Origin of the sequence: Streptomyces griseoflavus (assembly GCF_014649995.1) — a bacterium.
Taxonomy (GTDB): Bacteria; Actinomycetota; Actinomycetes; order Streptomycetales; family Streptomycetaceae; genus Streptomyces; species Streptomyces griseoflavus.
The window spans coordinates 76,244-98,411 of sequence record NZ_BMUC01000017.1 but is presented as its reverse complement, the minus strand read 5'-3'; the positions used below and the strand labels follow the sequence as shown (position 1 = coordinate 98,411).

Genomic DNA, 22,168 nt, shown 5'->3' with positions numbered 1-22,168 from the left:
CCCTCACCCCTCCACCCTGATCCCCAGCTCCCCCGCCAGCACCGGCGCCAGATCCAGCAACTGCGCCGGACTGATCACCGCCCCCGACAGCCGGTCCACCCCCCTCGCGATCTCCAGCGACGCGGCACCCCGCAGATCCACGTCCCTCAGCGTCACGCCCGAGAGGTCGGCCCCCTTCAGCGCGCAGTCCACGAACTCCACCCGCTCCAGCCGCGCCCCGCCGAAGTCCGGCTCGACCAGCACGCACCCCTCGAAGACCACGTCCTTGAGCCGCGCACCGCGCAGGTTCAGGAAGTCGACCTTCCCGCCCCGGACCAGCACCCGCTCCAACACCGCCCCGTGCAGCCGCGTCCCCCCGAGCCGCGCGTCCGTCAGCTCCACGTCCCGCAACGTGGCCTCCGCGAGATCGGTGCCCACCCCCCGGACACCGGCCAGCACCGAATCCAGCAGCCGCGCCCGCGACAACCGCGTCCCGTCCAGCACGCACCCCCGCAGCGCGCAGTCCATGAAACGCGCCCCGCCGCCGTCCTGCCCGGCGAAGTCCTCCTCCCGGAACTCCAGGCCGTCGTAATCCCCGTCCGGCTCCAGCCCGGCCCCCTCGAACCGCTCCGGCGCCGGCAGCCGCAGCTCCGGGCGCCGCGCCGCCTTCACCCCAGGACCACCCGCCGCTCGCCTCACCATGCGCCCATGCTGCACCCCACCACTGACAAACCCCCCGACCTGCGAGAACGCCGCGCATGTCACATCCAGGCGCCCTCTCGCGTCTCCTTGGCACAGCCGGAAGACCATCCGAGCAAGGGAGACCCCAGCCATGCAGCGCATCACCGTCATCGGCGGCGGCTTCGCCGGACTCACCGCGGCCATCACCGCCGCGGAGGCGGGCGCCAAGGTCACCGTCCACGAAGCCCACCACACCCTCGGCGGCCGCGCCCGCACCGGCGACGGCCCCTACCGCACCAACGAGGGACCCCACGCCCTCTACCGCGGCGGCCCCCACTGGACCTGGCTCCGCGGGCGCGACCTCATCGGCCCGCTCGCCCCCGTACCGCCCCGGGAACTGGCCCGCTTCCGGCTCCGCCACCGCGGCACCCTCCGCCGCACCCCGCCGCTTCCCCTGCTGAAACTCCTGCGCCACAGCGCCGACCGGGCCCCCGTCGACACCGACTTCCACACCTGGGCCACCCCGATCGCCGGCGAGGACGGCGCGCGGGCCGCCGCCCACTACGCGGCGGTCGCGCTCTTCCACCACGACCCCGGCTCGCTCTCCGCCGCCTTCGTCCAGGAACGCCTGCGCCGCGCCACCCGGCTCCCCCCGGAGGCCCACTACCCGCGCGGCGGCTGGGGCGCCCTCATCGACCGCATGGCCGCCCACGCCTGGAACCTCGGCGTCCGCGTGGAAACCCTCTCCCGCGTCGACACCCTGCCCACCGACACCCCCGTCGTCGTCGCCACCTCGCTGGACTCCGCCCGCCGCCTCCTCGGCGACACCTCACTGACCTGGCCGAGCGGCCGCACCGTCCTGATCGACCTCGCCGTACGCACCCGGCGCGGCGACGCGTTCGTCGTCTCCGACCTGGACGCACCCGGCTGGCTGGAACGCTTCACCGCGCAGGACCGCACCCTCGCCCCCGCCGGCGAACAGCTCGTCCAGGGCCAGATCCCCATCGCCCCGCACGAGACCAAGGCGCACGGCACCGCCCGCGCCGAGGAACTCCTCGACCTGGCCCTGCCCGGCTGGCGGGACCGGGTCACCTGGCGGCGCGAGGCGATCGCCGACGGCCGCACCGGCGCCGTCGACCCGCCCGGCACCAGCTGGCGCGACCGGCCCGCCATCGACCGCGGCGACGGCGTCCACCTCGCCGGCGACCAGGTCGCCGCACCCGGCGTGCTCAGCGAGGTGTCCTTCCACAGCGCCCTGACAGCCGTCTCCCTCGCCCTCGGCCGGAACACCCTTGACCTCAAGCGAGCTTGAGGTCGCACCGTGGGGGCCGTAACCGCGCACGAACCGACCCCCGGGGGACGCCCGCATGCACGCCATCCGACTCCACGCCTTCGGCCCGGCCGACAACCTCACCTACGAGGAGGTCGAGGACCCCCGGCCAGGACCGGGACAGGTCCGCGTCGCCGTCCACGCGGCCGGCGTCCACCTCCTCGACACCGCCCTGCGCGAGGGCGTGCGGGGCCCCGGTCCCGCCCCGGCCACCCTGCCGACCGTCCCCGGCCGCGAGATCGCCGGAACCGTCGACGCGCTGGGCGAGGGCGCCCCCGCCGACCTGCTCGGCCGCCGCGTCGTCGCCCACCTCGGCTTCCACCCCGGCGGCTACGCGGCACTCGCCGTCACCGAGGCCGACCGCCTCCACGAGATCCCGCACCCCCTCGACTTCGCCCAGGCCGTCGCCATGATCGGCACCGGGCGCACCACCATGGGGATCGTCCAGTTCGCCGAACCCGGCCCCGCCGACGTCGTCCTCGTCCCGGCCGCGGCCGGCGGCATCGGCACCCTCCTCGTGCAGTACGCCAAGAACGCCGGCGCCACCGTCATCGGCCTCGCCGGCGGCCCCGCCAAAACGGCACGGGCACGAGCCGCCGGCGCCGACCTCGCCGTCGACTACACCCGCCCGGACTGGCCCGAACTGCTCGACGCCCACCGCGGCAAGGTCACCCTCCTCTACGACGGCGTGGGCGGGGACACCGCCCGCACGGCGGTCACCCTCCTCGCCCCCCACGGCCGGCACATCGTCTTCGGCTGGTCCTCCCAGGGCGTCACCAGCGACAGCCCGTACCTCGTCGAAGGCCTCTCCACCAACGTCCTCGGCCCCGAGATGATGCGCAGAGCCGGCGGCACCAACCCCCTGCGCACCCTCGAACTGCGCGCCCTCACCCAAGCCGCCGAGGGCAGACTCACCCCCGCCGTCCACCGCTTCCCCCTGCGCGAGGCCGCCGCCGCCCACCGCGCCCTGGAGACCAGGCGCACCACGGGCAAGGTCGTCCTCGAACCCTGAAAAGGGGACCCCTCCGGCCGCCCGACCGGGCTACCGTGCCGACGTGATCGACGTCCCCCCGGAACTCGCCGCCGCCCAGGAGAAGTACAACAAGGAGGCCGGCCGCGCCTTCATCGCCGCCCTCCCCGACCTCACCGCCGACTTCCTGAACCGCTGGGACCTGCACCTCACCGGGGCACCACCCCTGCACGGTGTCAGCGCCCTGGTCCTGCCCGTCGACCGCGCCGACGGCACACCGGCCGTGCTGAAGCTGCAGATCCGTGACCACGAGAGCGAGGGCGAACCCACCGCCCTGCGCCTGTGGAACGGCGACGGAGCCGTCCGCCTCCTCGACCACGACGAACCCACCGGCACCATGCTCCTGGAACGCCTCGACGCCTCCCGGATGCTCGCCCACCAGCCGGACGTCCACGAAGGCGTCCTGGTCATCGCCCGCCTCCTCGCCCACCTCCACACCACCCCGGCCCCCGACGGCATGCGCCACCTCCGCGACATCGCACCGGCCATGCTGGACCGGACCCCCGCCGCCCTGGCCCGCATCCCCGACCCGGCCGCCCGCCGCCTCGTCGCCGACTGCGCCGCTGCCGTGCGCGAGGTCGCCGGCGAACCCGGCGACCGCCTCCTGCACTGGGACCTGCACGACGAGAACGTCCTCGCCTCCGACCGCGCCCCCTGGCTCGCCATCGACCCCAAACCCCTGGCGGGCGACCCCGGTTTCGACCTCTGGCCCGCCCTCGCCAACAACTTCGACCCCGGCGACGTCCTCTGGCGCTTCGACGCCATGACCGACGTCCTCGCCCTGGACCGGGCACGCGCCCGCGCGTGGACGTACGGACGGGTGCTGCAGAACTGCCTCTGGGAGACCGAGGAGGGCCGCCCCCTCGACGAGGCGGACCTGGAGATCGCCCGCCGCCTGCGCGACCACCGGACATGACGAATCCCGGGCGGAGACCGTCCCGCCCGGGATCTTGAAGAGAGCCCCCTGTCGGATTCGAACCGACGACCTACGCATTACAAGTGCGTTGCTCTGGCCATCTGAGCTAAGGAGGCGTCGCGCGGCGCGCGCGAAGGCTGGTCCACTGTACACAGTGGCGCTTTCGCCCGGCCACGCACTTGTGGGAGTGGCCCCGTCCGCTCACTCCACCTCGTAGGCGAAGGTGTACGGCACCTTCGTGTCGCCGTGCCGGTAGGTGAAGCCACCGGTGCCGCGCAGGCCCGTCAGCTCTCCGGTGCCCGATCCCTCGACGACCTCCAGCACGCAGTGCACGGTGCCGTCGCCGGCGAAGCGGCCGCGTTCCTCGACGGAGAAGGTGCCCTCGCGGCCGTCGACGCGGCCGGTGAGGAGTTCCATGCCCGCGAAGGCGCCGGTCGTCGCCGTCAGGTAGGTGATCGAGTAGTCGCAGGTGGTGGCCTCGGCCTCGATGCCGCCCGAGAAGGCGTTGGTGACCGTGGCGTGCGCGAGCCGGGGCAGGGTGCCCTCCGGGGTGACGGGCCGCTCCTTCCAGTCGGCGAAGGTGAAGTGGCCGGTGACCTGGGTGGTCGGCATGGATGTCCCCTTCCGAGGTGACGGACGTGCCCGGTGGCCGTCCCGCGTCCCCCACCCTCCCCGTCGTACCTGACACCTCCTGTCAGGTACGGCGGCGACAATCACTGCCATGCGTGCCGACCGCCTCCTCTCCCTGCTCCTGCTGCTGCAGAACCGCGGCCGGATGACCGCGCCCCGGCTGGCGGCCGAACTGGAGGTGTCCGTGCGCACCGTCTACCGGGACATCGAGGCGCTGGGCGCCGCCGGGGTCCCCGTACGGGCCGAGCGCGGGCCGGAGGGCGGATACCGCCTGCTGGAGGGTTACCGCACCCGGCTGACCGGGCTGACGGACGCGGAGGCCGGTTCGCTGGTCCTGGCCGGGCTGCCGGGACCGGCCGGCGACCTGGGACTCGGCCCCGTACTGGCCAGTGCCCAGCTGAAGATGGAGGCGGCCCTGCCGGGCGAGCCGGCCGAGCGGGCGCGGCGGGTGCGCGAACGGTTCCACCTGGACGCGCCGGCCTGGTTCCGGGACGCCGACCCCGTGCCGTTCCTGGAGCCGATCGCGCGGGCGGTGTGGGAGCGCAGGGTGCTCAGGACCCGGTACCGGCGCTGGCGCGGGGAGGTGCACCGGGACCTCGGGCCGCTGGGACTCGTGCTGAAGGGCGGCATCTGGTACCTGGTGGCGCTGGCGGACGACGCGGTGCGCACCTACCGGGTGTCGCGTTTCCTGGCGGTGGCGGAGACGGGCGGGGAGTTCGCCCGGCCCGCCGGGTTCGACCTGGCCGCTTACTGGACGGAGTCCTCCCGGCGGATGGAGGCGGCGACACGGCGGGGCACGGCCCGGCTGCGGTTGTCGCCGCGCGGGCGGAAGCTGCTGCCGATGCAGTTCGGGGCGGCGGGGGCGCGGGCGCTCGCGGACGCGGGACCGCCGGACGCGGACGGCTGGGTGGAGGTGGAACTGTCCGTGGAGTCGGAGGCGGTGGCCACGGGCGACCTGCTGCGGCTCGGCGTCGAGGCGGAGGTGCTCGGGCCGGGCGGGCTGCGCCGGGCGGTCGCGGCGGCGGTGGCGGTGCTGGCGGACCGTTACGCGGGCGATTCGCCCCCTCACGAAACCGAACAGTCACACCCATGATCGAAAGTTTCCGCGGAATTCACCGCCCTGGAACTGCTGACAACCAGGTGAACGCCAGGTACCGTCCTGTGCCAGTTCACTCATGTGGACCTCACCACAACGGAACACCCGTCGTGGCATCACCTTCCTACTCGGATCGTCCGGCACGTTCCTGCCGGTAGAAGGGGACCATTCACCATGGCCACTGTCACGTTCGACAAGGCGACCCGGGTCTACCCCGGTTCCACGAAGCCCGCCGTCGACGCCCTGGACATCGAGATCGCGGACGGCGAGTTCCTCGTCCTCGTCGGACCGTCCGGCTGCGGCAAGTCCACCTCGCTCCGCATGCTCGCGGGGCTCGAGGACGTCAACGGCGGCGCCATCCGCATCGGCGACCGCGACGTCACTCACCTGCCGCCGAAGGACCGGGACATCGCCATGGTGTTCCAGAACTACGCGCTCTACCCGCACATGACGGTCGCCGACAACATGGGCTTCGCCCTCAAGATCGCCGGCGTCAACAAGGCGGAGATCCGGCAGAAGGTCGAGGAGGCCGCGAAGATCCTCGACCTCACCGAGTACCTGGACCGCAAGCCGAAGGCGCTCTCCGGCGGTCAGCGCCAGCGTGTCGCCATGGGCCGCGCCATCGTGCGTGAGCCGCAGGTGTTCCTCATGGACGAGCCGCTGTCCAACCTGGACGCCAAGCTCCGTGTGTCGACGCGTACGCAGATCGCGTCGCTCCAGCGCCGTCTGGGCATCACCACCGTCTACGTCACCCACGACCAGGTCGAGGCCCTCACCATGGGCGACCGTGTCGCGGTCCTCAAGGACGGTCTGCTCCAGCAGGTCGACACCCCGCGCAACATGTACGACAAGCCCGCGAACCTCTTCGTCGCCGGCTTCATCGGTTCCCCGGCCATGAACCTGATCGAGGTCCCCGTCACCGACGGCGGCGTGAAGTTCGGCAACTCGGTGGTGCCGGTGCAGCGTGACGCGCTCTCCGCGACCAGCGACAAGACCGTCACCGTGGGCGTGCGCCCGGAGCACTTCGACGTGGCCGGCGCCGACTCCGACCTGGGTGTCGCGGTCACCGTGAACGTCGTGGAGGAGCTGGGCTCCGACGCGTTCGTGTACGGCACCGCGCAGGTCGGCGGCGAGGCCAAGGACATCGTGGTCCGCGTCGGCGGCCGTGAGGTCCCGGAGAAGGGCAGCGAGCTGCACGTCGTGCCGCGCGGGGGCGAGACCCACGTGTTCTCGACGTCGACCGGCGCGCGCCTGTCCGACTGAGAGCGACCGTATCGATGTGAAGGGTCCCGCGGAACACCGCGGGGCCCTTCACGTTGTCGACAAATACCCCGGCATATACGGCATTTCGAGCACGTGCGTCAACACTGTGGCCGGAATTGTGCGTTCCGCGTCCCCCGTAACGGTGACGGAATGTTTCATCGCCGCTACCGGGCGCTACCCTCACTCGCGTGACGCACTCCCTTAACCCTCAGACGCGACGCGGCCGGGGCCCTGCCCGTCGGATCGGCCGTTCCCTCGCCCTCGTCCTGCCCGTCGTCCTGGTGCTCTCCGGGACTCTCGCGGTCGCGGGAGTCAACTGGGCGGGCACACCCACGAGTCCGGTGCTCCCCGTCGCGGACACCGCCGCCGCCTCCGGGGCCTCCTCGCGGGCCGCGGCCCGCGCCCCGCACGAGGTGCTGCGCGACAAGCTGCTGGTCGAGCTGCAGGAGGAGAACCCGGGTGCCGCGCTCACCCAGCTCCAGCAGGCGGTGAACGAGCGCCCGTCGCTGGCCGAGCACTGCGCCTCGATCGCCCGCTCCCTGGGCAGGGCCGCGGTCCGCGTCTACGGCCCGACCCGGGCCCAGTCCTACGCCCGCCCGGTCTGCGACACCTCCTTCGCCACGGGAGTGGTCAGGGCCGCCCGCTGACCCCCACCGCGCCCACCCGGCCACCCCACTGCGGCAGCCGCGCCTCCCCCCGTGCCTCAACGGCCCGGGAGGCACCCCCGGGGCGATCGGAGTCCCTCCCGCTCAGGGAAGCCGGGAGCGGGGGAGGGTGGGCGCGGCGCCACCCCGCCGAACGCCGGGGCCGGGCATCCCCCCGCCCGGCCCTCCCCGCGGGCGCCGGGACAGCACCGGCACGGCACGCCCCCCTTCCTCCGGCCGGGCTCCGCGTACAGTTCCGGTCATGACCGACCCGCGTGCCGTCTCCCGCCCCGTTCAAGCCGTCATCCTGGCCGGCGGCCAGGGCTCCCGGCTCCGCCCGTACACCGACGACCGGCCCAAGCCGATGGTCGAGATCCCCGGCACGGGAACGCCGATCATCGGCCACCAGCTCACCTGGCTCGCCGAGGAGGGCGTCACCGACGTCGTCGTCTCCTGCGGCCACCTCGCCGAGGTGCTGCAGAAGTGGCTGGAGACCACCGAGCTGCCCGTCTCCGTCACCACCGTCGTCGAGACGGAACCCCTCGGCCGCGGCGGCGGCCTGAAGTACGCCGCCGCCCACCTCCCCCACCCGGACCGCCCCTGGTACGCCACCAACGGCGACATCTGGACCCGGTTCTCGCTGCGTGACATGGCCGACTTCCACACCGAGCGGGACGCCGTGGCGACCCTCGCGCTGGCCCGTCCGCGCATCCCCTGGGGCGCGGTGCGCACCGACGGCTTCGGTCACATCACCGACTTCATCGAGGCCCCGCCGTCGACGTTCGAGATCAACGCGGGTGTGTACGTGTTCTCCGCCGGGTTCGCCGGTCTGCTCCCGGAGCGCGGTGACCACGAACGCACCACGTTCCCGCGTCTCGCGCGCGAGCGCAGTCTCGCCGGGTTCCCCATCCCCCAGGGCTCCTACTGGCGGGCGATCGACACCGCGAAGGACCTGACGGAGGCGGCGAAGGAACTGGCGGCCCAGGGCCGCTGACCACCGGCCGGGCGGAGCGCGCCGCCCGGCCCTCACGGGCCTCGCCCTACGACGGAGGGGTCCCGCACGGTGCGTCCGTGCGGGACCCCTCCGTCGTAGGCGCCCGGGGGCGCCGGGTGTCACCCCAGGAGGCCGCCCACCAGCCCGGGCCGCTTGGAGGAGCCGCCGTCCTCCCCGCTCGGGGCGCCGCCGCTGCCTCCGGAGCCGTCGCCGCCGCCCGAGGTCGGACCGGACGTGGTGCTCGGGGCCTGGTCGGCCGGGGTGGACTGCTGCGGCGGGGCCTCGCCGGTGCTGCCCTGGCTCTGGCTGGGCGAGCCGGTGGCGGCACCGGCGCCCTGGGTCGCGCCGGGGCTGGTGGTTCCGGCGGACGGGCTCGCGGAGCCCGTGGCACCCCGGGTGGGCGAGGTGGAGGCGGACGGGGTCCGCCGCTCCTCCCGGCGGTCACCGGAGTCCTCCGGCAGCGGCGATCCGGGGAGTTCGTTGCGCGGGGCCTCGCCGGGGCCGGGGACGACAACCCGGTCGGCGTCGCGGACCGCGCCGCCGAGGAGCGAACCGACGAGCATGGTCAGCCCGCACACCACGAAGGTGATGAGGACGCCGCGCCGCAGGACGTAGCCGCGCAGGTCCCAGATGTCCGCGCGGGGGCCGAGCCGGCGCCAGGCACCGCCCGCGAGGCGGCCGTCGACGGAGTAGACGGGGGCGCCCGCGATGATCAGCGGCGACCAGGCGGCGAGGTAGATGATGTCGGGCGTCTCGTAGACGGGGACGCTCTTCCAGCTGACGGTGACCAGCAGGGCCGCCGAGAGCGTCGCCCCGACGACGGCGGCCAGGCGCTGCCAGCAGCCGAGGACGGTCAGGACACCGACGACGATCTGGGCGAAGGCGATGGCCAGCCCGGAGCCGATGGGGTGTTCGAGGGCGAACTGGCGCAGCGGCTCGGCGGCTTCCCAGGGGTGCAGGCTGTGGAGCCACTTGACCATGGAGCCGCGCTTGCCGCCCTCGAAGTAGAGCGGGTCGCAGAGCTTGCTCATCCCGGCGTAGACGGAGATGCCGCCGAGGAAGACGCGCAGCGGGAGGAGGACGACGCCGAGGTTCATCCGGCGGCCGGGGTAGTAGGCGTGCCGGGCGGGGTCGTCGCCGTGCCGCCTGGCGCGGCGGCCGGCGGGGCCGAACTCGTCGTCGTGGGCGGCCTCGTCGTCGTCCGGGTGGCCGTCGTGGGCGAGGTCGTAGCCGGGTTCGTCGTAGGCGCTGCCGACCTGGCGCATCGGGGGCAGCAGGGGCCCGTCGCCGTGGCGGCGCTGGGCGCCGACGAACGGGACCTCGATGGGCTGGGTGTGCGGGCCGTCGTCGAAGTCGTGGCCGGTGCCCGTGTGGGGCAGGACCCGGGTGGCTCCGGAGTCGGTGAACAGGTCGTCGGCGTGGCGGACGCCCTCGTGCTGCCGCACGGCCTGGAGCAGCCGGTGGGCGCCGGTGTCGTCGGGGGCGGACCGGCCGCTCCAGACGACGGGACGGCGGCGGGCGGCGGGCGGTCCCGCCGCGCCCATGCTGGTGACGACGGGGATGCGGGCGGTGTCCTCGACGGCACTCGCGTACCGGATGATCCGGGGCGAGGAGGCGCGCCGCGCCGAGACGCCCAGCTGCACGCGGAAGCTGGCGTGATTGACGATGACCTGCGCCGGATCGCTCGGCACCTTCACCATGCTCAGCGCGGGGACGTCGTCGAGGCCGGACGAGCGGTCCCCCGTGGGTGTGCGGGGTGTTCTGGTGTCCACACTCATCTAACCGAGTGACATGGCCTGAGGACACTGCCTTGACCGGCCGGATGTGTCCGGACCGCGTCAAGCCGGTGCGCACCACCCGGAATCCCCCATCCGGGTGACAAAGCCGCACACCCGTTCGCCCGCCCCGGGGCGGGCGCTCAGCCTGCCCGCCGCGGGGCCGACCGCACGCGCTCAGCCCCGCCGGCGCGCCGCCTCGTACAGCACGATCCCCGCCGCCACACCGGCGTTGAGCGATTCCGCGCCGCCCGGCATCGGGATCCGCACGCGGAAGTCGCAGGTCTCGCCGACCAGGCGGGAGAGGCCCTTGCCCTCGCTGCCGACGACGATGACGACCGGTCCGTCCAGCGCGTCCAGCGCGCCGAGTTCGGCCTCGCCGTCGGCGGCCAGGCCGACGACCGCGATCCCGGCCTTCTTGTACGCCTCCAGCGCGCGCGTCAGGTTGGTGGCGCGGGCGACGGGCGTACGGGCGGCCGTGCCCGCGGAGGTCTTCCAGGCGCCGGCGGTCATCCCGGCGGCCCGCCGCTCGGGCACGACGACGCCGTGGCCGCCGAAGGCGGAGACGGACCGGACGACCGCGCCGAGGTTGCGCGGGTCGGTGACCCCGTCGAGGGCGACGATCAGCGGGTCCTGCCCCTCGTCGTGGGCGTTCGCGACCAGGTCCTCGGGGTGCGCGTACTCGTACGGCGGGACCTGGAGGACCAGGCCCTGGTGGTTCAGGTTGTTGGTCATGCGGTCGAGCTCGGGGCGGGGGGCCTCCATGAGGTTGATGCCGCCGCGCTCGGCCGCGAGCTGGAGCGCCTCGCGCACCCGCTCGTCGTTGTCGATGAACTGCTGGACGTACAGCGTGGACGCGGGCACGCCCTCGCGCAGCGCCTCGACGACCGGGTTGCGGCCGACGACGAGCTCCGAGGTCGAGCGGCCCCCGCCGCGTCGTTGCGTGGTGCGGCCGGTGGCGCGGCGCGCCTTGGCCTGGGCGGCGCGCTGCTTGGCGTGCCCCTTGCGCATCTCGGCGGGCGGCGTCGGCCCCTTGCCTTCGAGGCCCCGGCGCCGCTGGCCGCCACTGCCGACCTGCGCGCCCTTCTTGCCGGACATGCGGCGGTTGTTCGCGGCCATGAGGTATCCGTCTCCGTGAAGTCGTGGGTGGTGCTGTGGTGCGTACGTCTGTGAAGTGTGCCGTCCGGAGGCCCGGACGGCACAGTCGATCTTCGGATGCCCAGGCCGGCCCGGGGCCGGGAGTCCGGTCCTCAGCGCGCGCCGAGGCTCCAGCGCGGCCCCTGCGGGCTGTCCTCGATCACCAGGCCGGACTGGCCGAGCTGGTCGCGGATGGCGTCCGCGGTGGGCCAGTCCTTGCGGGCCCGGGCGGCCTCGCGCTGGTCGAGGACCATGCGGACCAGGGTGTCGACCACGCCGTGGAGGTCCTGCCCGCGGTCGCTCTCGTCGGCCCACTGCGCGTCCAGCGGGTCGAGGCCGAGCACGCCGAGCATGGCGCGGACCTCGGCGAGCCGGGCGACGGCCGCTTCCTTGTCGTCGGCGGCCAGCGCGCTGTTGCCCTGGCGGACGGTGGTGTGCACGACGGCGAGGGCCTGCGGGACGCCGAGGTCGTCGTCCATCGCCTCGGCGAAGGCGGGCGGCACCTCGCCGGCGGGTTCGACGGCGCCTCCGGCCTTCTCCACCACCCGCTGCACGAAGCCCTCGATCCGCGCGAACGCGGACTCCGCCTCGCGCAGGGCCTCCTCGCTGTACTCGATCATCGACCGGTAGTGCGGGGTGCCGAGGTAGTAGCGCAGCACGATGGGCCGCCAGCGCTTGACCATCTCGCTGACGAGCACCGAGTTGCCGAGCGACTTGGACATCTTCTCGCCGCTCATGGTGACCCAGGCGTTGTGCACCCAGTACCGGGCGAACTCGTCGCCGTAGGCCTTGGCCTGGGCGATCTCGTTCTCGTGGTGCGGGAAGATCAGGTCGAGGCCGCCGCCGTGGATGTCGAAGGCGCTGCCGAGGTACTTGTGCGCCATCGCCGAGCACTCCAGGTGCCAGCCGGGGCGCCCGCGGCCCCAGGGCGTCTCCCAGCTCGGCTCGCCGGGCTTGGCCGCCTTCCACATCGCGAAGTCGCGCGGGTCCCGCTTGCCGGTCTCGCCCTCGCCCGAGGGCTGGAGCAGGTTGTCGAGCTCCTGGTTGGACAGCTCCAGGTACCCGGGGAACGAGGTGACGGCGAAGTACACGTTGCCGTCGGCCTCGTAGGCGTGGCCGCGCTCGATGAGGCCGCGCATCATCTCGACCATCTCGGTGATGTGGCCGGTCGCGCGGGGCTCGTAGGTCGGGGGCAGGCAGCCGAGGGCCCGGTAGCCGTCGGTGAAGGCGCGCTCGTTCTCGTAGCCGATGGCCCACCAGGGGCGGCCCTGCTCGGCGGACTTCGTGATGATCTTGTCGTCGATGTCGGTGACGTTCCGGACGAACGTCACCTCCAGGCCGCGGTACTCGAACCAGCGGCGCATGATGTCGAAGTTCAGCCCCGAGCGGATGTGTCCGATGTGGGGTGCCGCCTGCACGGTGGCACCACACAGGTAGATCGAGACGCGACCCGGCTGGAGCGGGGTGAAGTCACGGATCTGCCGGGCGCTGGTGTCGTACAGGCGAATAGTCACGGGACCAGGGTAGTAGGCGCGGACGTGTGCGGTGCGCCTCCCGCGTTTTCGACGGCGTATGTCACGTACGGGCCCGCCGGGGGGCCGGTCGCGCCCGCACGTCGGCACGGCTCCGGCGCCCCCGGAACCATGCGGCTCACCCTTCCCTGACGACCAGCGCCGTCGCCACCGCCATGAGCCCCTCGTCCCTTCCCGGGAAGCCGAGGCCGTCGGTGGTGGCGCCCGAGACGGAGACCGGGGCGCCCGCCGCCTCCGTGAGGATCTTCTGGGCCTCGTCCCGGCGCTTGCCGATCTTCGGGCGGGGACCGACGACCTGTACGGCGATGTTGCCGATGCGGAAGCCGGCCGCGCGGACGATGCGGGCGGCCTCGGTCAGCAGGGTGACGCCGGACGCGCCGGACCACTCGGGGCGGCCGGTGCCGAAGTGCTGCCCCAGGTCGCCGAGGCCGGCGGCGGAGAAAAGGGCGTTGCAGGCGGCGTGGGCGACGACGTCGGCGTCGGAGTGGCCGGCCAGGCCGGGTCCCGCGTCCTCCCACTTCAGGCCGGCGCACCACAGGTCGCGGCCGTCCTCGAAGGCGTGGATGTCGGTGCCGATGCCAACCTGGGGCAGGGGGCAGGGCTGCTCAGAAGCCATCGTTGTGCCTCCTGCGGGCCAGGACCGCCTCGGCGAGGATCAGGTCGAGGGGGCGGGTGACCTTGAAGGCCTCCTCGTGCCCGGGGACGGTGACGACGGTGAGGCCGAGCTGTTCGACCATGCTCGCGTCGTCGGTGACGTCGTCCCGCACCGTCTCGTGGGCGCGCACCAGGGTGGCCCGGTCGAAGCCCTGCGGGGTCTGCACCGCCCGCAGCAGGGACCGGTCGGGGGTGGCGACCACGGGTTCCGGCTCGCCGGGGCCGGCGGCGGGCTCGACCTGCTTGACGGTGTCGGCGAGGGGCAGCGCGGGGACGACGGCGGGCGCGCCGTCGCGTACGGCCTCGACGACGGCGTCGACGGTGTCCACGGGGACGAGGGGGCGGGCCGCGTCGTGCACCAGGACGATGTCGTAGCCGGGCGGCAGCGCGTCCAGGCCGAGCTTCACGGACTCCTGACGGCTGTCACCGCCGGGGACGACGACGAAGTCGGTGCGGTCGGGCAGCGCGTGCGCGTCGAGCAGCGTCCTGACCTCGGCCGCGCCGTCGGGCGGGGCCACGACGACGACCAGGGAGACGGCGCGTGAGTCGGCCATGGCGCGGATCGCGTGGATGAGCATGGGCGTGCCGCCCAGTGCGCGCAGCGCCTTGGGGGCGCCGGGACCGAGGCGCACACCACGGCCGGCGGCCGGGATGACGGCCGCCGTGCGGGTGGCCGTACGGCCGGGCGCGGGGGTCGCGGACGGCGGGGGGAGCGGATCGGCAGACATCGGTTCCTGTCAGGTTTGTGTGCTCGGCCTACGTGGGTATGGCCTGGGCGTACCCCCTGCTCCCGGAGCGGGGGGAGTGCCGGGCGTGCGCCTTGACCAGCCCCTTCCGTGACTCTGGTCGAGTCGACCGCCCGGGCCCGGCACGCCGGGGGTGGGGGGTGAGTGACGACGCCCACACCTCACCACGGCGCAGGAGCAGCGTACGTACGGTGTGCGGGTACGAAGATGCCGCAGCGCCCGGCGACAGTCATGACGTCATCGGGCACCGCGGCATTTCGGTGTGCTGAGTGTGGGCTGCCGTGCTCCGCCGAGCGGGCGATGCCGTGACTCAGGGGGCCGGCCTCAGGAGGCGAGCACCTCGTCGAGGAGGGCCTCGGCCTTGTCCTCGTTGGTGTTCTCAGCGAGGGCGAGTTCGCTGACCAGGATCTGACGCGCCTTGGCGAGCATGCGCTTCTCACCGGCGGAGAGTCCGCGCTCGCGCTCACGACGCCACAGGTCACGCACGACTTCCGCGACCTTGATGACATCGCCCGAGGCGAGCTTCTCGAGATTTGCCTTGTAGCGACGGGACCAGTTCGTGGGCTCCTCCGCGTACGGTGCGCGCAGCACCTCGAAGACCCGGTCCAGCCCGTCCTGACCGACCACATCACGCACGCCGACGAACTCCGCATTGTCCGCTGGCACACGTACCGTCAGGTCACCCTGGGCGACCTTCAGCACCAAGTAGGTCTTGTCCACGCCTTTGATCTGGCGAGTTTCGATAGCCTCGATCAGCGCGGCCCCGTGATGGGGATAGACCACGGTGTCGCCAACCTTGAACGTCATGTGACAGGTACCCCTTCCGTGGCTATCCAGGGTAACACGGATACGGCGTCTTCTGAATGGCGTTTTCGCAGGTCAGGGCCATTCTCGGGGCTTGACAACTGCAACAGGAACGTGCTTCGGACGGCTTGCGGAAGCAGGTATTCGCAGGTCGGAGCGGCTGTTCGGCGCGAGCGAATCGGACACGTCACACGCTCCCGAAGCCTCGCGCGAGTAGCTGAACGTCCCCATATGTCCGGTTCCAGGTGCTCGAGTTTCGCTACTCCGTTCGGTGAACCCGGCCGTCTTCCGGCCGATTCCGGAATTGATCACACGGTCCGGGGATCGGCGGCCGGTGATCAATTCCGCGACCGCCCGCTCATTCCCCGCGGGAAATACGTGATCGGCGGAATGAAGCGGCACTGGAGCGGTGGCGGTTCGCCACTCGTGTGTCATCGCGGGACCGAAGTGACGAGGGTTTACCGGTGAGTCGCACGAGGTTCACGGGAGGGACGGGACGGGAACCGGACGGTGCGCCGCGGAGGCCGGTGATCGGGTGACACGAGCCGGCGCACACACCGCTTCCCGGGCTAACCCGCGCCCCCCGGGGAGGGTCGGGTGCGGCACCGCGGGAACGGCTCGGTAACCTGAGGCCGCTGACAGACACTTAGGGCGGCTCCACCCGGTCGCCTAAACGCTCGAGTCAAGGAGTTGCCGCCGCCGTGAGCAGCAGCCTTCGACGCGGCGCACTCGCCGCCGTTGCCATCGCGTTCTCGATCGCCTCGCTCTCCGCGTGCGCGGCCGGCAACAACGCCCAGACCCTGCAGATCCAGCCGGACAACGCGTCGACGACCGCCGGCGACATCAAGGTCCAGAACGCCATCGTGGTCACCCAGCCGGACCTGGAGTCGACCGGCCCCGCCGTCATCTCCGCCACGCTGTTCAACGAGGGCCGCACCGACCAGACGCTGGAGTCGGTCACCCTGCCCGGCACCGGCAAGACCGCCGAGCTGTCCCCCGCCGAGGGCGGCAGCCTGACCGTCCCGGCCGGCGGATCGCTGATCCTCGGCGGCGAGGGCAACGCCTCCGCCGTCCTGCCCAGCAGCCGTGAGGCCGTCCAGGACGGCAACGCGCAGCCGGTCACGTTCACCTTCAGCGAGACCGGCGAGGTCAGCCTGCGGGCGATCGTCTACCCGGCCGAGAGCTTCTTCGAGAAGTGGGGCCCGAGCAACATGCCCGACGCGCCGGGCGGCTCCTCGGAGCCGTCGGCGGAGTCCTCCGACAAGCCGGCCGACGGCAGCGCGGACGAGTCCGCCGACGCCCCGGAGGGCGAGGAGACGTCCGGCTCCGAGGACTCCGGCTCCGGGACCCCGACCGACGCGGCCTCCGCCAGCCAGTCCTCCGACGGCTGACCGACGCACCGGCGCCGAAGGGCGGGCCCCCCGCGGGGGGTCCGCCCTTCGTGTCGTCGCGGGCCGTAGCGCCCCGGGCCGGCCTACGGCTCGAACTTGTAGCCCAGGCCGCGCACCGTCACCAGATAGCGCGGCGCCCCGGGGTCCGGCTCGATCTTCGCCCGCAGCCGCTTCACGTGGACGTCGAGCGTCTTGGTGTCGCCGACGTAGTCGGCCCCCCACACCCGGTCGATGAGCTGCATCCGGGTCAGGACCCGGCCGGCGTTGCGCAGCAGCATCTCCAGCAGGTCGAACTCCTTCAGCGGCAGGTCCACCTTCGTGCCGCCCACCGTGACCACGTGCCGGTCGACGTCCATCCGCACCGGTCCGGCCTCCAGGGCCGCCGGAGCCACCTCCTCCGGCTCCCCGCGGCGCCGCAGCACCGCACGGATCCGCGCGACCAGCTCACGCGAGGAGAACGGTTTCGTGACGTAGTCGTCGGCACCTATCTCCAGTCCGACCACCTTGTCGATCTCACTGTCCTTGGCGGTCACCATGATGACGGGGACGTTGGAGCGGCCGCGCAGCTGGCGGCACACCTCGGTGCCCGGCAGCCCGGGCAGCATCAGGTCGAGGAGGACGAGGTCGGCGCCGTTGCGCTCGAACTCGTCGAGCCCGTCGGGCCCGGTGGTCGCGACGGCGACCTCGAAGCCCTCCTTGCGGAGCATGTACGACAGGGCGTCGGAGAAGGACTCCTCGTCCTCGACGACGAGCACTCGGGTCACGGAAGGACCTCCGGGGAGGGAAGCGTTGCGTACGCGGATGAATCGGAAGTGTGGGGGGAGGGGGCGGAACCGTGGGGGGTGGGGTGGGACGCCCGTCCGGCCTCGCCGTCGAGGCCTTCCGTGTGGTCGTCCCGGTGGGACATCTCGTGGGCCCGGTCGCGGGCGGCTCGGGCCTCCGGCAGCCGCAGGGTGAAGGTGGAGCCCTGGCCCTCGGCGCTCCACACGGTGACTTCCCCGCCGTGCGAGGCGGCCACGTGCTTCACGATCGCGAGGCCGAGGCCCGTGCCTCCGGTGGCACGGGAGCGGGCGGGGTCGACGCGGTAGAAGCGCTCGAAGACGCGCTCCTTGTCCCTCTCGGAGATGCCGATGCCCTGGTCGGTCACGGCTATCTCGATCAGGTCCCCGCCGGGCTGGGCCACCGAGCGGGCCGCGATGCCCACGCGGGTGCGGGCGGGCGAGTAGTTGACCGCGTTCTCGACGAGGTTGCCCAGCGCCGCGGCGAGCTGGCCCCGGTTGCCCCAGATGCGCAGGTCGTCGGCGCCCGCCGCGGCCATGGTGATCTCCTTGGTGCCCGCCGCGTGCCGGCAGCGGTCGATGGCCTCGGCGACCAGCTCGTCGACGCGGATGGGTTCGGCGTCCTCCAGCGGGTCGTCGTTCTGCACCCGGGAGAGGTCGATGAGCTCCTGCACCAGGTTCGTCAGCCGGGTCGCCTCGATCTGCATGCGGCCCGCGAAGCGCTCCACCGCCTCGGGGTCGTCCGAGGCGTCCATCACGGCCTCGGAGAGCAGCGACAGCGCGCCGACGGGGGTCTTGAGCTCGTGGCTGACGTTGGCGACGAAGTCGCGTCGTACGGCCTCGATGCGGCGGGCCTCGGTGAGGTCCTCGACGAGCAGCAGGACGAGCCGGGAGCCGAGCGGCGCCACCCGCGCGGACACCGCGAGGGCCTCGCCGCGTCCGGTCCCCCGGCGGGGCAGGTCCAGCTCGACCTGCCGTATCTCGCCGTCGCGGCGGGTGTCGCGGGCCATCTTGAGCATGGGCTCCACGGCGAGCTTGCCGCCGCGGACCAGTCCGAGGGCGTACGCGGCGGAGCTGGCCTTGACCACCGCGTCGGCCTCGTCGAGCACCACGGCGGAGGAGCGCAGTACGGACAGCACGGTGTCCACGCCCGGCGGGAGGACCGGGTCGGTGTGCAGGGAGGTGCGCGTGGGGCGCCTCTGTTCGCGTTCGCTGAAGCGGACCGCGAGCATGGCGATGACGCCGGTGAGCACTCCGGCGATCGCTGCCACTGCGGCGACCGCCGCGTTCACGTCCATGCGTCCAGGTTAGGCATGGCGCGGCCGGTGCCCACAGCCGTCGGCGGGCGACCTCGAACACTCGTCGCCCAGAGTTCACCTTGGAGCCAGGGATGGTTCATTTGAGGTGACGGAACCGGACGCACAGGGGGCCGAACGTGGGAGCGTGGGCAGGAGCCCAGGCCCCTGAAGGCCGGACGGACGTACGAGAGGAAGCCTGATGCGGGACGCGTACCACGAGGAACTGGATTCGATCGGCGACGGTCTGGTGGAGATGGCCCGGCTGGTCGGCTCGGCGATCGGGCGCGCCACGACCGCCATCCTCGACGCCGATCTGAAGCTTGCGGAGAACGTGATCGAGGCCGACCAGAAGGTCGACGAGCTCCAGCACGAGCTGGAGGCGCGGGCCATCGCGCTGCTGGCCCGCCAGCAGCCGGTGGCGACCGACCTGCGGATCGTCGTCACCTCGCTGCGGATGTCGGCCGACCTGGAGCGCTCCGGCGACCTCGCCCAGCACGTGGCGAAGCTCGCGCGGCTGCGCTACCCGGACCGCGGGGTCCCGCGTGATCTGCACGCGACGATCCTGGAGATGGGCCAGCTCGCGCAGCGCCTGATGGCGAAGGCCGCCGAGGTGATCATCACCAAGGACGTCGACCTGGCGCTCCAGCTGGAGCAGGACGACGACGCGATGGACATGCTCCACCGCACCCTGTTCCAGCACCTGATGGACGACCGCTGGAAGCACGGCATCGAGACGGCCGTCGACGTCACGCTGCTGGGCCGCTACTACGAGCGGTTCGCCGACCACGCGGTCTCGGTCGCCAAGCGGGTGGTCTACCTGGTCACGGGTGAGCACGCGGACGAGCTCCAGGCGGAGCTCCAGACGGAGATCCAGACGGTGCCGGGCGCGAAGGAGGCCTGACCGCGGCTCACCCGACGGGCGTGCGCGGACCGGCCGGGGCGCGTACGAGCCTCAATGCGCCGTTGATGCGCCCGGCGGGGCGGGCATCCAATGGGCGAAGGTGTGGCAGGCCCAGCCCTGAGGAGGGACCCATGGCCGAATCCCCCGGCACGACGCCCGACCCCACGCGGGAGCGCGAGACCGAGCAGCCGGCCGAGATCAGAAACCTCACCCTGATCGCCGCCTGCGGCTGCGGCTCGGGCTGCGGCTGCGGGTGCCAGTCGGGCAACCCGTGCCAGTGCGGCTGACGCGGTACGTCACCGAGGGCCCCGGCGCCGATACGGCCGCCGGGGCCCTCGCCGCGTCTCAGGAGGCCCGCACCTCGGGCGCCGCCTCCGGCTTCGTCACCACCGTCTGCGCGCCCTCCCCGGGCATGCGGCGCATCAGCAGCGCGTACCCGAGGCCGGCGACCGTGCCGACGACGGCGCACATCCCCCACAGCCACGCGGCGCCCCAGTGGTCGATGACGAAACCGGACATCAGCGGGGCGACCAGGGCGGCGACCGCCCAGGACATGGTGTACATGCCCTGGTAGCGGCCGCGTCCGTGCACCGGGGAGAGCGCGACGACGAGCCCGGTCTGGGTCGGCGCGTTGACGATCTCGGCGAGCGTCCACACGCACACGGTGAGGGCGAAGACGGCGACCGAGCCGGCGAAGGCGGTGAGCCCGAACCCGTACCCGGCCAGCAGGGACGAGGCGATGAGCAGCTGCCGCGGGTCCCGCTTCTCGATGAACCGGGTGACGGGAAGCTGCAGGACGACGATCAGCACCCCGTTGACGGCGATGGCCATGCCGAAGTCGGCGGGCGAGAACCCCGCCTCCCCCATGGCGACCGGCAGCCCGAGGTACCCCTGCTGGAAGACGAGGGCGATGAGGAACGACAGCCCGACGACACTCATGTACCGCCCGTCCCGCACCACGGTCCACATCGAGACGGCGTCCTTCTCCCCCGGCGGACCCGTGGTGTCCTCCCCGGGCCGGGACTCGGGCAGCTTCACGAAGACGAGCACCGCGCAGACGAGCGTCATCCCCGCCTCGATCAGGAACCCGGCGAGATAGCTGACCTCGGCGACGAACCCGGCGCCCGCGGAGGAGATCGCGAAGCCGAGGTTGATGGCCCAGTAGTTGAGCGAGAAGGCCCGGACCCGGTCCTCGGGCCGCACGATGTCCGCCATCATCGCCTGCACGGCGGGCCGGGAGGCGTTGGAGGCCATGCCGACGAGGAAGGCGACGGCCGCGATGGCGACGGGGTCCCGCATGAAGCCGAGCAGCGCGACGGACAGCGCGGTGGCGGTCTGGGAGACGAGCAGCGTGGGCCGCCGCCCCAGCCGGTCGGTCATCACCCCGGCGCCGAGCGACGAGATCACCCCGCCCAGCCCGTGCAGCGCGGCGACCAGACCGGCGTACGACGCGGAATACCCGCGGTCCAGCGTCAGGTACAGCGCCATGAAGGTGGCGACGAACGCGCCGAGCCGGTTGACGAGGGTGCTGAGCCACAGCCACCAGAACGCGCGGGGAAGCCCTGAGACGGACTCCCGCAGAGCACGTCTCACTCCGGCGACTGACATGTGACCCCCCGTGGAACCCAGGCGCGCCCTGGTGCGCCCTGATGTGCAGATGTAAGCGGCCGCAACGGCCAGCACAACTTACATACACCGGCGGCGGGAAAACCAGTCGATTTGGCGGACGCCCACCGGCCGTCCGCCCAGCGGGCGGGGCGCGCGACGCCCGAGGGGCGTCGATTACGCTCGGGCCCATGGCCGACGCACCGTACAAGCTGATCCTCCTCCGCCACGGCGAGAGCGAGTGGAACGAGAAGAACCTGTTCACCGGCTGGGTGGACGTCAACCTCACCCCGAAGGGCGAGAAGGAGGCGACGCGCGGCGGCGAGCTGCTCAAGGACGCCGGCCTGCTGCCCGACGTGCTCCACACCTCCCTCCAGAAGCGCGCGATCCGCACCGCGCAGCTCGCCCTGGAGTCCGCCGACCGCCTGTGGATCCCGGTGAACCGCAGCTGGCGCCTGAACGAGCGTCACTACGGCGCCCTCCAGGGCAAGGACAAGGCGCAGACCCTCGCGGAGTTCGGCGAGGAGCAGTTCATGCTGTGGCGCCGCTCCTACGACACCCCGCCGCCCCCGCTCGCCGACGACGCCGAGTACTCCCAGTTCGCCGACCCGCGCTACGCGACCCTCCCGCCGGAGCTGCGCCCGCGCACGGAGTGCCTGAAGGACGTCGTCGTCCGCATGCTCCCGTACTGGTTCGACTCGATCGTCCCCGACCTCCTCACCGGCCGCACGGTCCTCGTCGCCGCCCACGGCAACAGCCTGCGCGCCCTGGTCAAGCACCTCGACGGCATCTCGGACGCCGACATCGCGGGCCTCAACATCCCCACCGGCATCCCGCTGTCCTACGAGCTCGACGCCGACTTCAAGCCGGTCACCCCCGGCGGCACGTACCTCGACCCGGAGGCGGCGGCAGCCGCCATCGAGGCGGTCAAGAACCAGGGCAAGAAGAAGTAAGGGCCCACGGACAAGCCCCCTGCCTGCGGG

General features: G+C 72.7%; 22 protein-coding genes and 1 tRNA gene. 11 read left to right on the top strand and 12 right to left on the bottom strand.

The genetic code is table 11. The features are described 5' to 3' along the window. Positions 1-3: 3 nt before the first annotated feature. Positions 4-681 (bottom strand): pentapeptide repeat-containing protein, encoded by a 678-nt coding sequence (locus tag IE172_RS28800; RefSeq protein WP_190100250.1) that lies wholly within the window; start codon positions 679-681, stop codon positions 4-6. Between IE172_RS28800 and IE172_RS28795 the strand changes: the two genes are divergently transcribed. Genes IE172_RS28795 through IE172_RS28785 form a run of 3 tightly spaced genes read left to right on the top strand, consistent with a single transcriptional unit; the run spans position 680 to position 3,936 of the window. Beyond that, positions 680-1,972 (top strand): NAD(P)-binding protein, encoded by a 1,293-nt coding sequence (locus IE172_RS28795; RefSeq protein WP_355932742.1) that lies wholly within the window; start codon positions 680-682, stop codon positions 1,970-1,972. The genes IE172_RS28800 and IE172_RS28795 overlap by 2 nt on opposite strands. Before the next feature lie 55 nt (positions 1,973-2,027). Then, entirely contained in the window at positions 2,028-3,002 is a 975-nt protein-coding gene (locus IE172_RS28790; RefSeq protein WP_190100248.1) for a zinc-binding dehydrogenase, read from the top strand. Positions 3,003-3,045: 43 nt separating this feature from the next. After that, positions 3,046-3,936, top strand: coding sequence for an aminoglycoside phosphotransferase family protein (locus IE172_RS28785; protein WP_190100247.1), 891 nt, complete (start codon positions 3,046-3,048; stop codon positions 3,934-3,936). A 42-nt stretch (positions 3,937-3,978) separates the two neighbouring features. Here IE172_RS28785 and IE172_RS28780 read toward each other — a convergent pair. Together IE172_RS28780 and IE172_RS28775 are read right to left on the bottom strand one after the other, a co-directional pair. After that, positions 3,979-4,052, bottom strand: a tRNA-Thr gene (locus IE172_RS28780). 85 nt (positions 4,053-4,137) lie between these two features. Further along, complete coding sequence (locus IE172_RS28775; protein ID WP_190100246.1) at positions 4,138-4,548, bottom strand: DUF3224 domain-containing protein; 411 nt, start codon at positions 4,546-4,548, stop codon at positions 4,138-4,140. 109 nt (positions 4,549-4,657) lie between these two features. On the opposite strand from IE172_RS28775, the gene IE172_RS28770 reads away from it, so the two are divergent. The 4 genes from IE172_RS28770 to IE172_RS28755 all read left to right on the top strand — a co-directional run bounded on the left by IE172_RS28770 (position 4,658) and on the right by IE172_RS28755 (position 8,563). After that, entirely contained in the window at positions 4,658-5,659 is a 1,002-nt protein-coding gene (locus tag IE172_RS28770) for a helix-turn-helix transcriptional regulator (RefSeq protein WP_190100245.1), read from the top strand. A gap of 177 nt (positions 5,660-5,836) precedes the next feature. Continuing rightward, a complete protein-coding gene (locus IE172_RS28765) occupies positions 5,837-6,925 on the top strand; it encodes an ABC transporter ATP-binding protein (RefSeq protein WP_190100244.1) in 1,089 nt (362 codons plus the stop codon). Between the two features lie 188 nt (positions 6,926-7,113). After that, positions 7,114-7,572, top strand: a complete 459-nt coding sequence (locus IE172_RS28760) for a hypothetical protein (RefSeq protein WP_190100243.1) — start codon at positions 7,114-7,116, stop codon at positions 7,570-7,572. A 259-nt stretch (positions 7,573-7,831) separates the two neighbouring features. Next, positions 7,832-8,563 carry a nucleotidyltransferase family protein gene (locus IE172_RS28755; protein ID WP_190100242.1) on the top strand — a complete coding sequence of 244 codons (732 nt, stop codon included), beginning with the start codon at positions 7,832-7,834 and terminating at the stop codon, positions 8,561-8,563. A gap of 119 nt (positions 8,564-8,682) precedes the next feature. Here IE172_RS28755 and IE172_RS28750 read toward each other — a convergent pair whose 3' ends face one another. From IE172_RS28750 to IE172_RS28725, 6 genes are all read right to left on the bottom strand, one after another. Beyond that, positions 8,683-10,341: a DoxX family protein gene (locus tag IE172_RS28750; RefSeq protein WP_190100241.1), complete on the bottom strand. Its 1,659-nt coding sequence runs from the start codon at positions 10,339-10,341 to the stop codon at positions 8,683-8,685. Between the two features lie 174 nt (positions 10,342-10,515). Then, on the bottom strand, positions 10,516-11,457 hold the full coding sequence (rlmB, locus tag IE172_RS28745; RefSeq protein ID WP_190100240.1) for a 23S rRNA (guanosine(2251)-2'-O)-methyltransferase RlmB: 942 nt from the start codon (positions 11,455-11,457) through the stop codon (positions 10,516-10,518). A gap of 131 nt (positions 11,458-11,588) precedes the next feature. Continuing rightward, the gene (gene cysS / locus IE172_RS28740) at positions 11,589-12,989 is read right to left on the bottom strand and encodes a cysteine--tRNA ligase (RefSeq protein WP_190100239.1); all 1,401 of its coding nucleotides are present in this window, start codon (positions 12,987-12,989) and stop codon (positions 11,589-11,591) included. A gap of 136 nt (positions 12,990-13,125) precedes the next feature. Further along, positions 13,126-13,623, bottom strand: coding sequence for a 2-C-methyl-D-erythritol 2,4-cyclodiphosphate synthase (gene ispF, locus IE172_RS28735; RefSeq protein ID WP_190100238.1), 498 nt, complete (start codon positions 13,621-13,623; stop codon positions 13,126-13,128). Then, the gene (gene ispD / locus IE172_RS28730; RefSeq protein ID WP_190100237.1) at positions 13,613-14,389 is read right to left on the bottom strand and encodes a 2-C-methyl-D-erythritol 4-phosphate cytidylyltransferase; all 777 of its coding nucleotides are present in this window, start codon (positions 14,387-14,389) and stop codon (positions 13,613-13,615) included. The genes ispF and ispD overlap by 11 nt, the downstream gene beginning before the upstream one ends. 342 nt (positions 14,390-14,731) lie before the next feature. After that, a complete protein-coding gene (locus tag IE172_RS28725; protein ID WP_003953493.1) occupies positions 14,732-15,214 on the bottom strand; it encodes a CarD family transcriptional regulator in 483 nt (160 codons plus the stop codon). A 698-nt stretch (positions 15,215-15,912) separates the two neighbouring features. On the opposite strand from IE172_RS28725, the gene IE172_RS28720 reads away from it, so the two are divergent. Beyond that, positions 15,913-16,602 carry a copper chaperone PCu(A)C domain-containing protein gene (locus IE172_RS28720; protein ID WP_190100236.1) on the top strand — a complete coding sequence of 230 codons (690 nt, stop codon included), beginning with the start codon at positions 15,913-15,915 and terminating at the stop codon, positions 16,600-16,602. A gap of 83 nt (positions 16,603-16,685) precedes the next feature. On the opposite strand, the gene phoP is transcribed toward IE172_RS28720, so the two are convergent. Together phoP and phoR are read right to left on the bottom strand one after the other, a co-directional pair. Next, complete coding sequence (phoP, locus tag IE172_RS28715; RefSeq protein WP_030829297.1) at positions 16,686-17,366, bottom strand: two-component system response regulator PhoP; 681 nt, start codon at positions 17,364-17,366, stop codon at positions 16,686-16,688. Continuing rightward, the gene (phoR, locus tag IE172_RS28710; RefSeq protein WP_190100235.1) at positions 17,363-18,679 is read right to left on the bottom strand and encodes a two-component system sensor histidine kinase PhoR; all 1,317 of its coding nucleotides are present in this window, start codon (positions 18,677-18,679) and stop codon (positions 17,363-17,365) included. Before phoR ends, phoP begins: the two co-directional genes overlap by 4 nt. Before the next feature lie 199 nt (positions 18,680-18,878). Here phoR and phoU point away from each other — a divergent pair, with 199 nt between their 5' ends. Then, complete coding sequence (gene phoU / locus IE172_RS28705; protein WP_190100234.1) at positions 18,879-19,580, top strand: phosphate signaling complex protein PhoU; 702 nt, start codon at positions 18,879-18,881, stop codon at positions 19,578-19,580. Between the two features lie 131 nt (positions 19,581-19,711). Further along, positions 19,712-19,867 carry a hypothetical protein gene (locus IE172_RS28700; RefSeq protein WP_190100233.1) on the top strand — a complete coding sequence of 52 codons (156 nt, stop codon included), beginning with the start codon at positions 19,712-19,714 and terminating at the stop codon, positions 19,865-19,867. Positions 19,868-19,925: 58 nt separating this feature from the next. On the opposite strand, the gene IE172_RS28695 is transcribed toward IE172_RS28700, so the two are convergent. Next, the gene (locus IE172_RS28695) at positions 19,926-21,209 is read right to left on the bottom strand and encodes an MDR family MFS transporter (RefSeq protein ID WP_229886531.1); all 1,284 of its coding nucleotides are present in this window, start codon (positions 21,207-21,209) and stop codon (positions 19,926-19,928) included. A gap of 167 nt (positions 21,210-21,376) precedes the next feature. Here IE172_RS28695 and IE172_RS28690 point away from each other — a divergent pair, with 167 nt between their 5' ends. Then, on the top strand, positions 21,377-22,138 hold the full coding sequence (locus IE172_RS28690) for a phosphoglyceromutase (protein WP_190100232.1): 762 nt from the start codon (positions 21,377-21,379) through the stop codon (positions 22,136-22,138). The last annotated feature ends 30 nt before the right edge of the window (positions 22,139-22,168 follow it).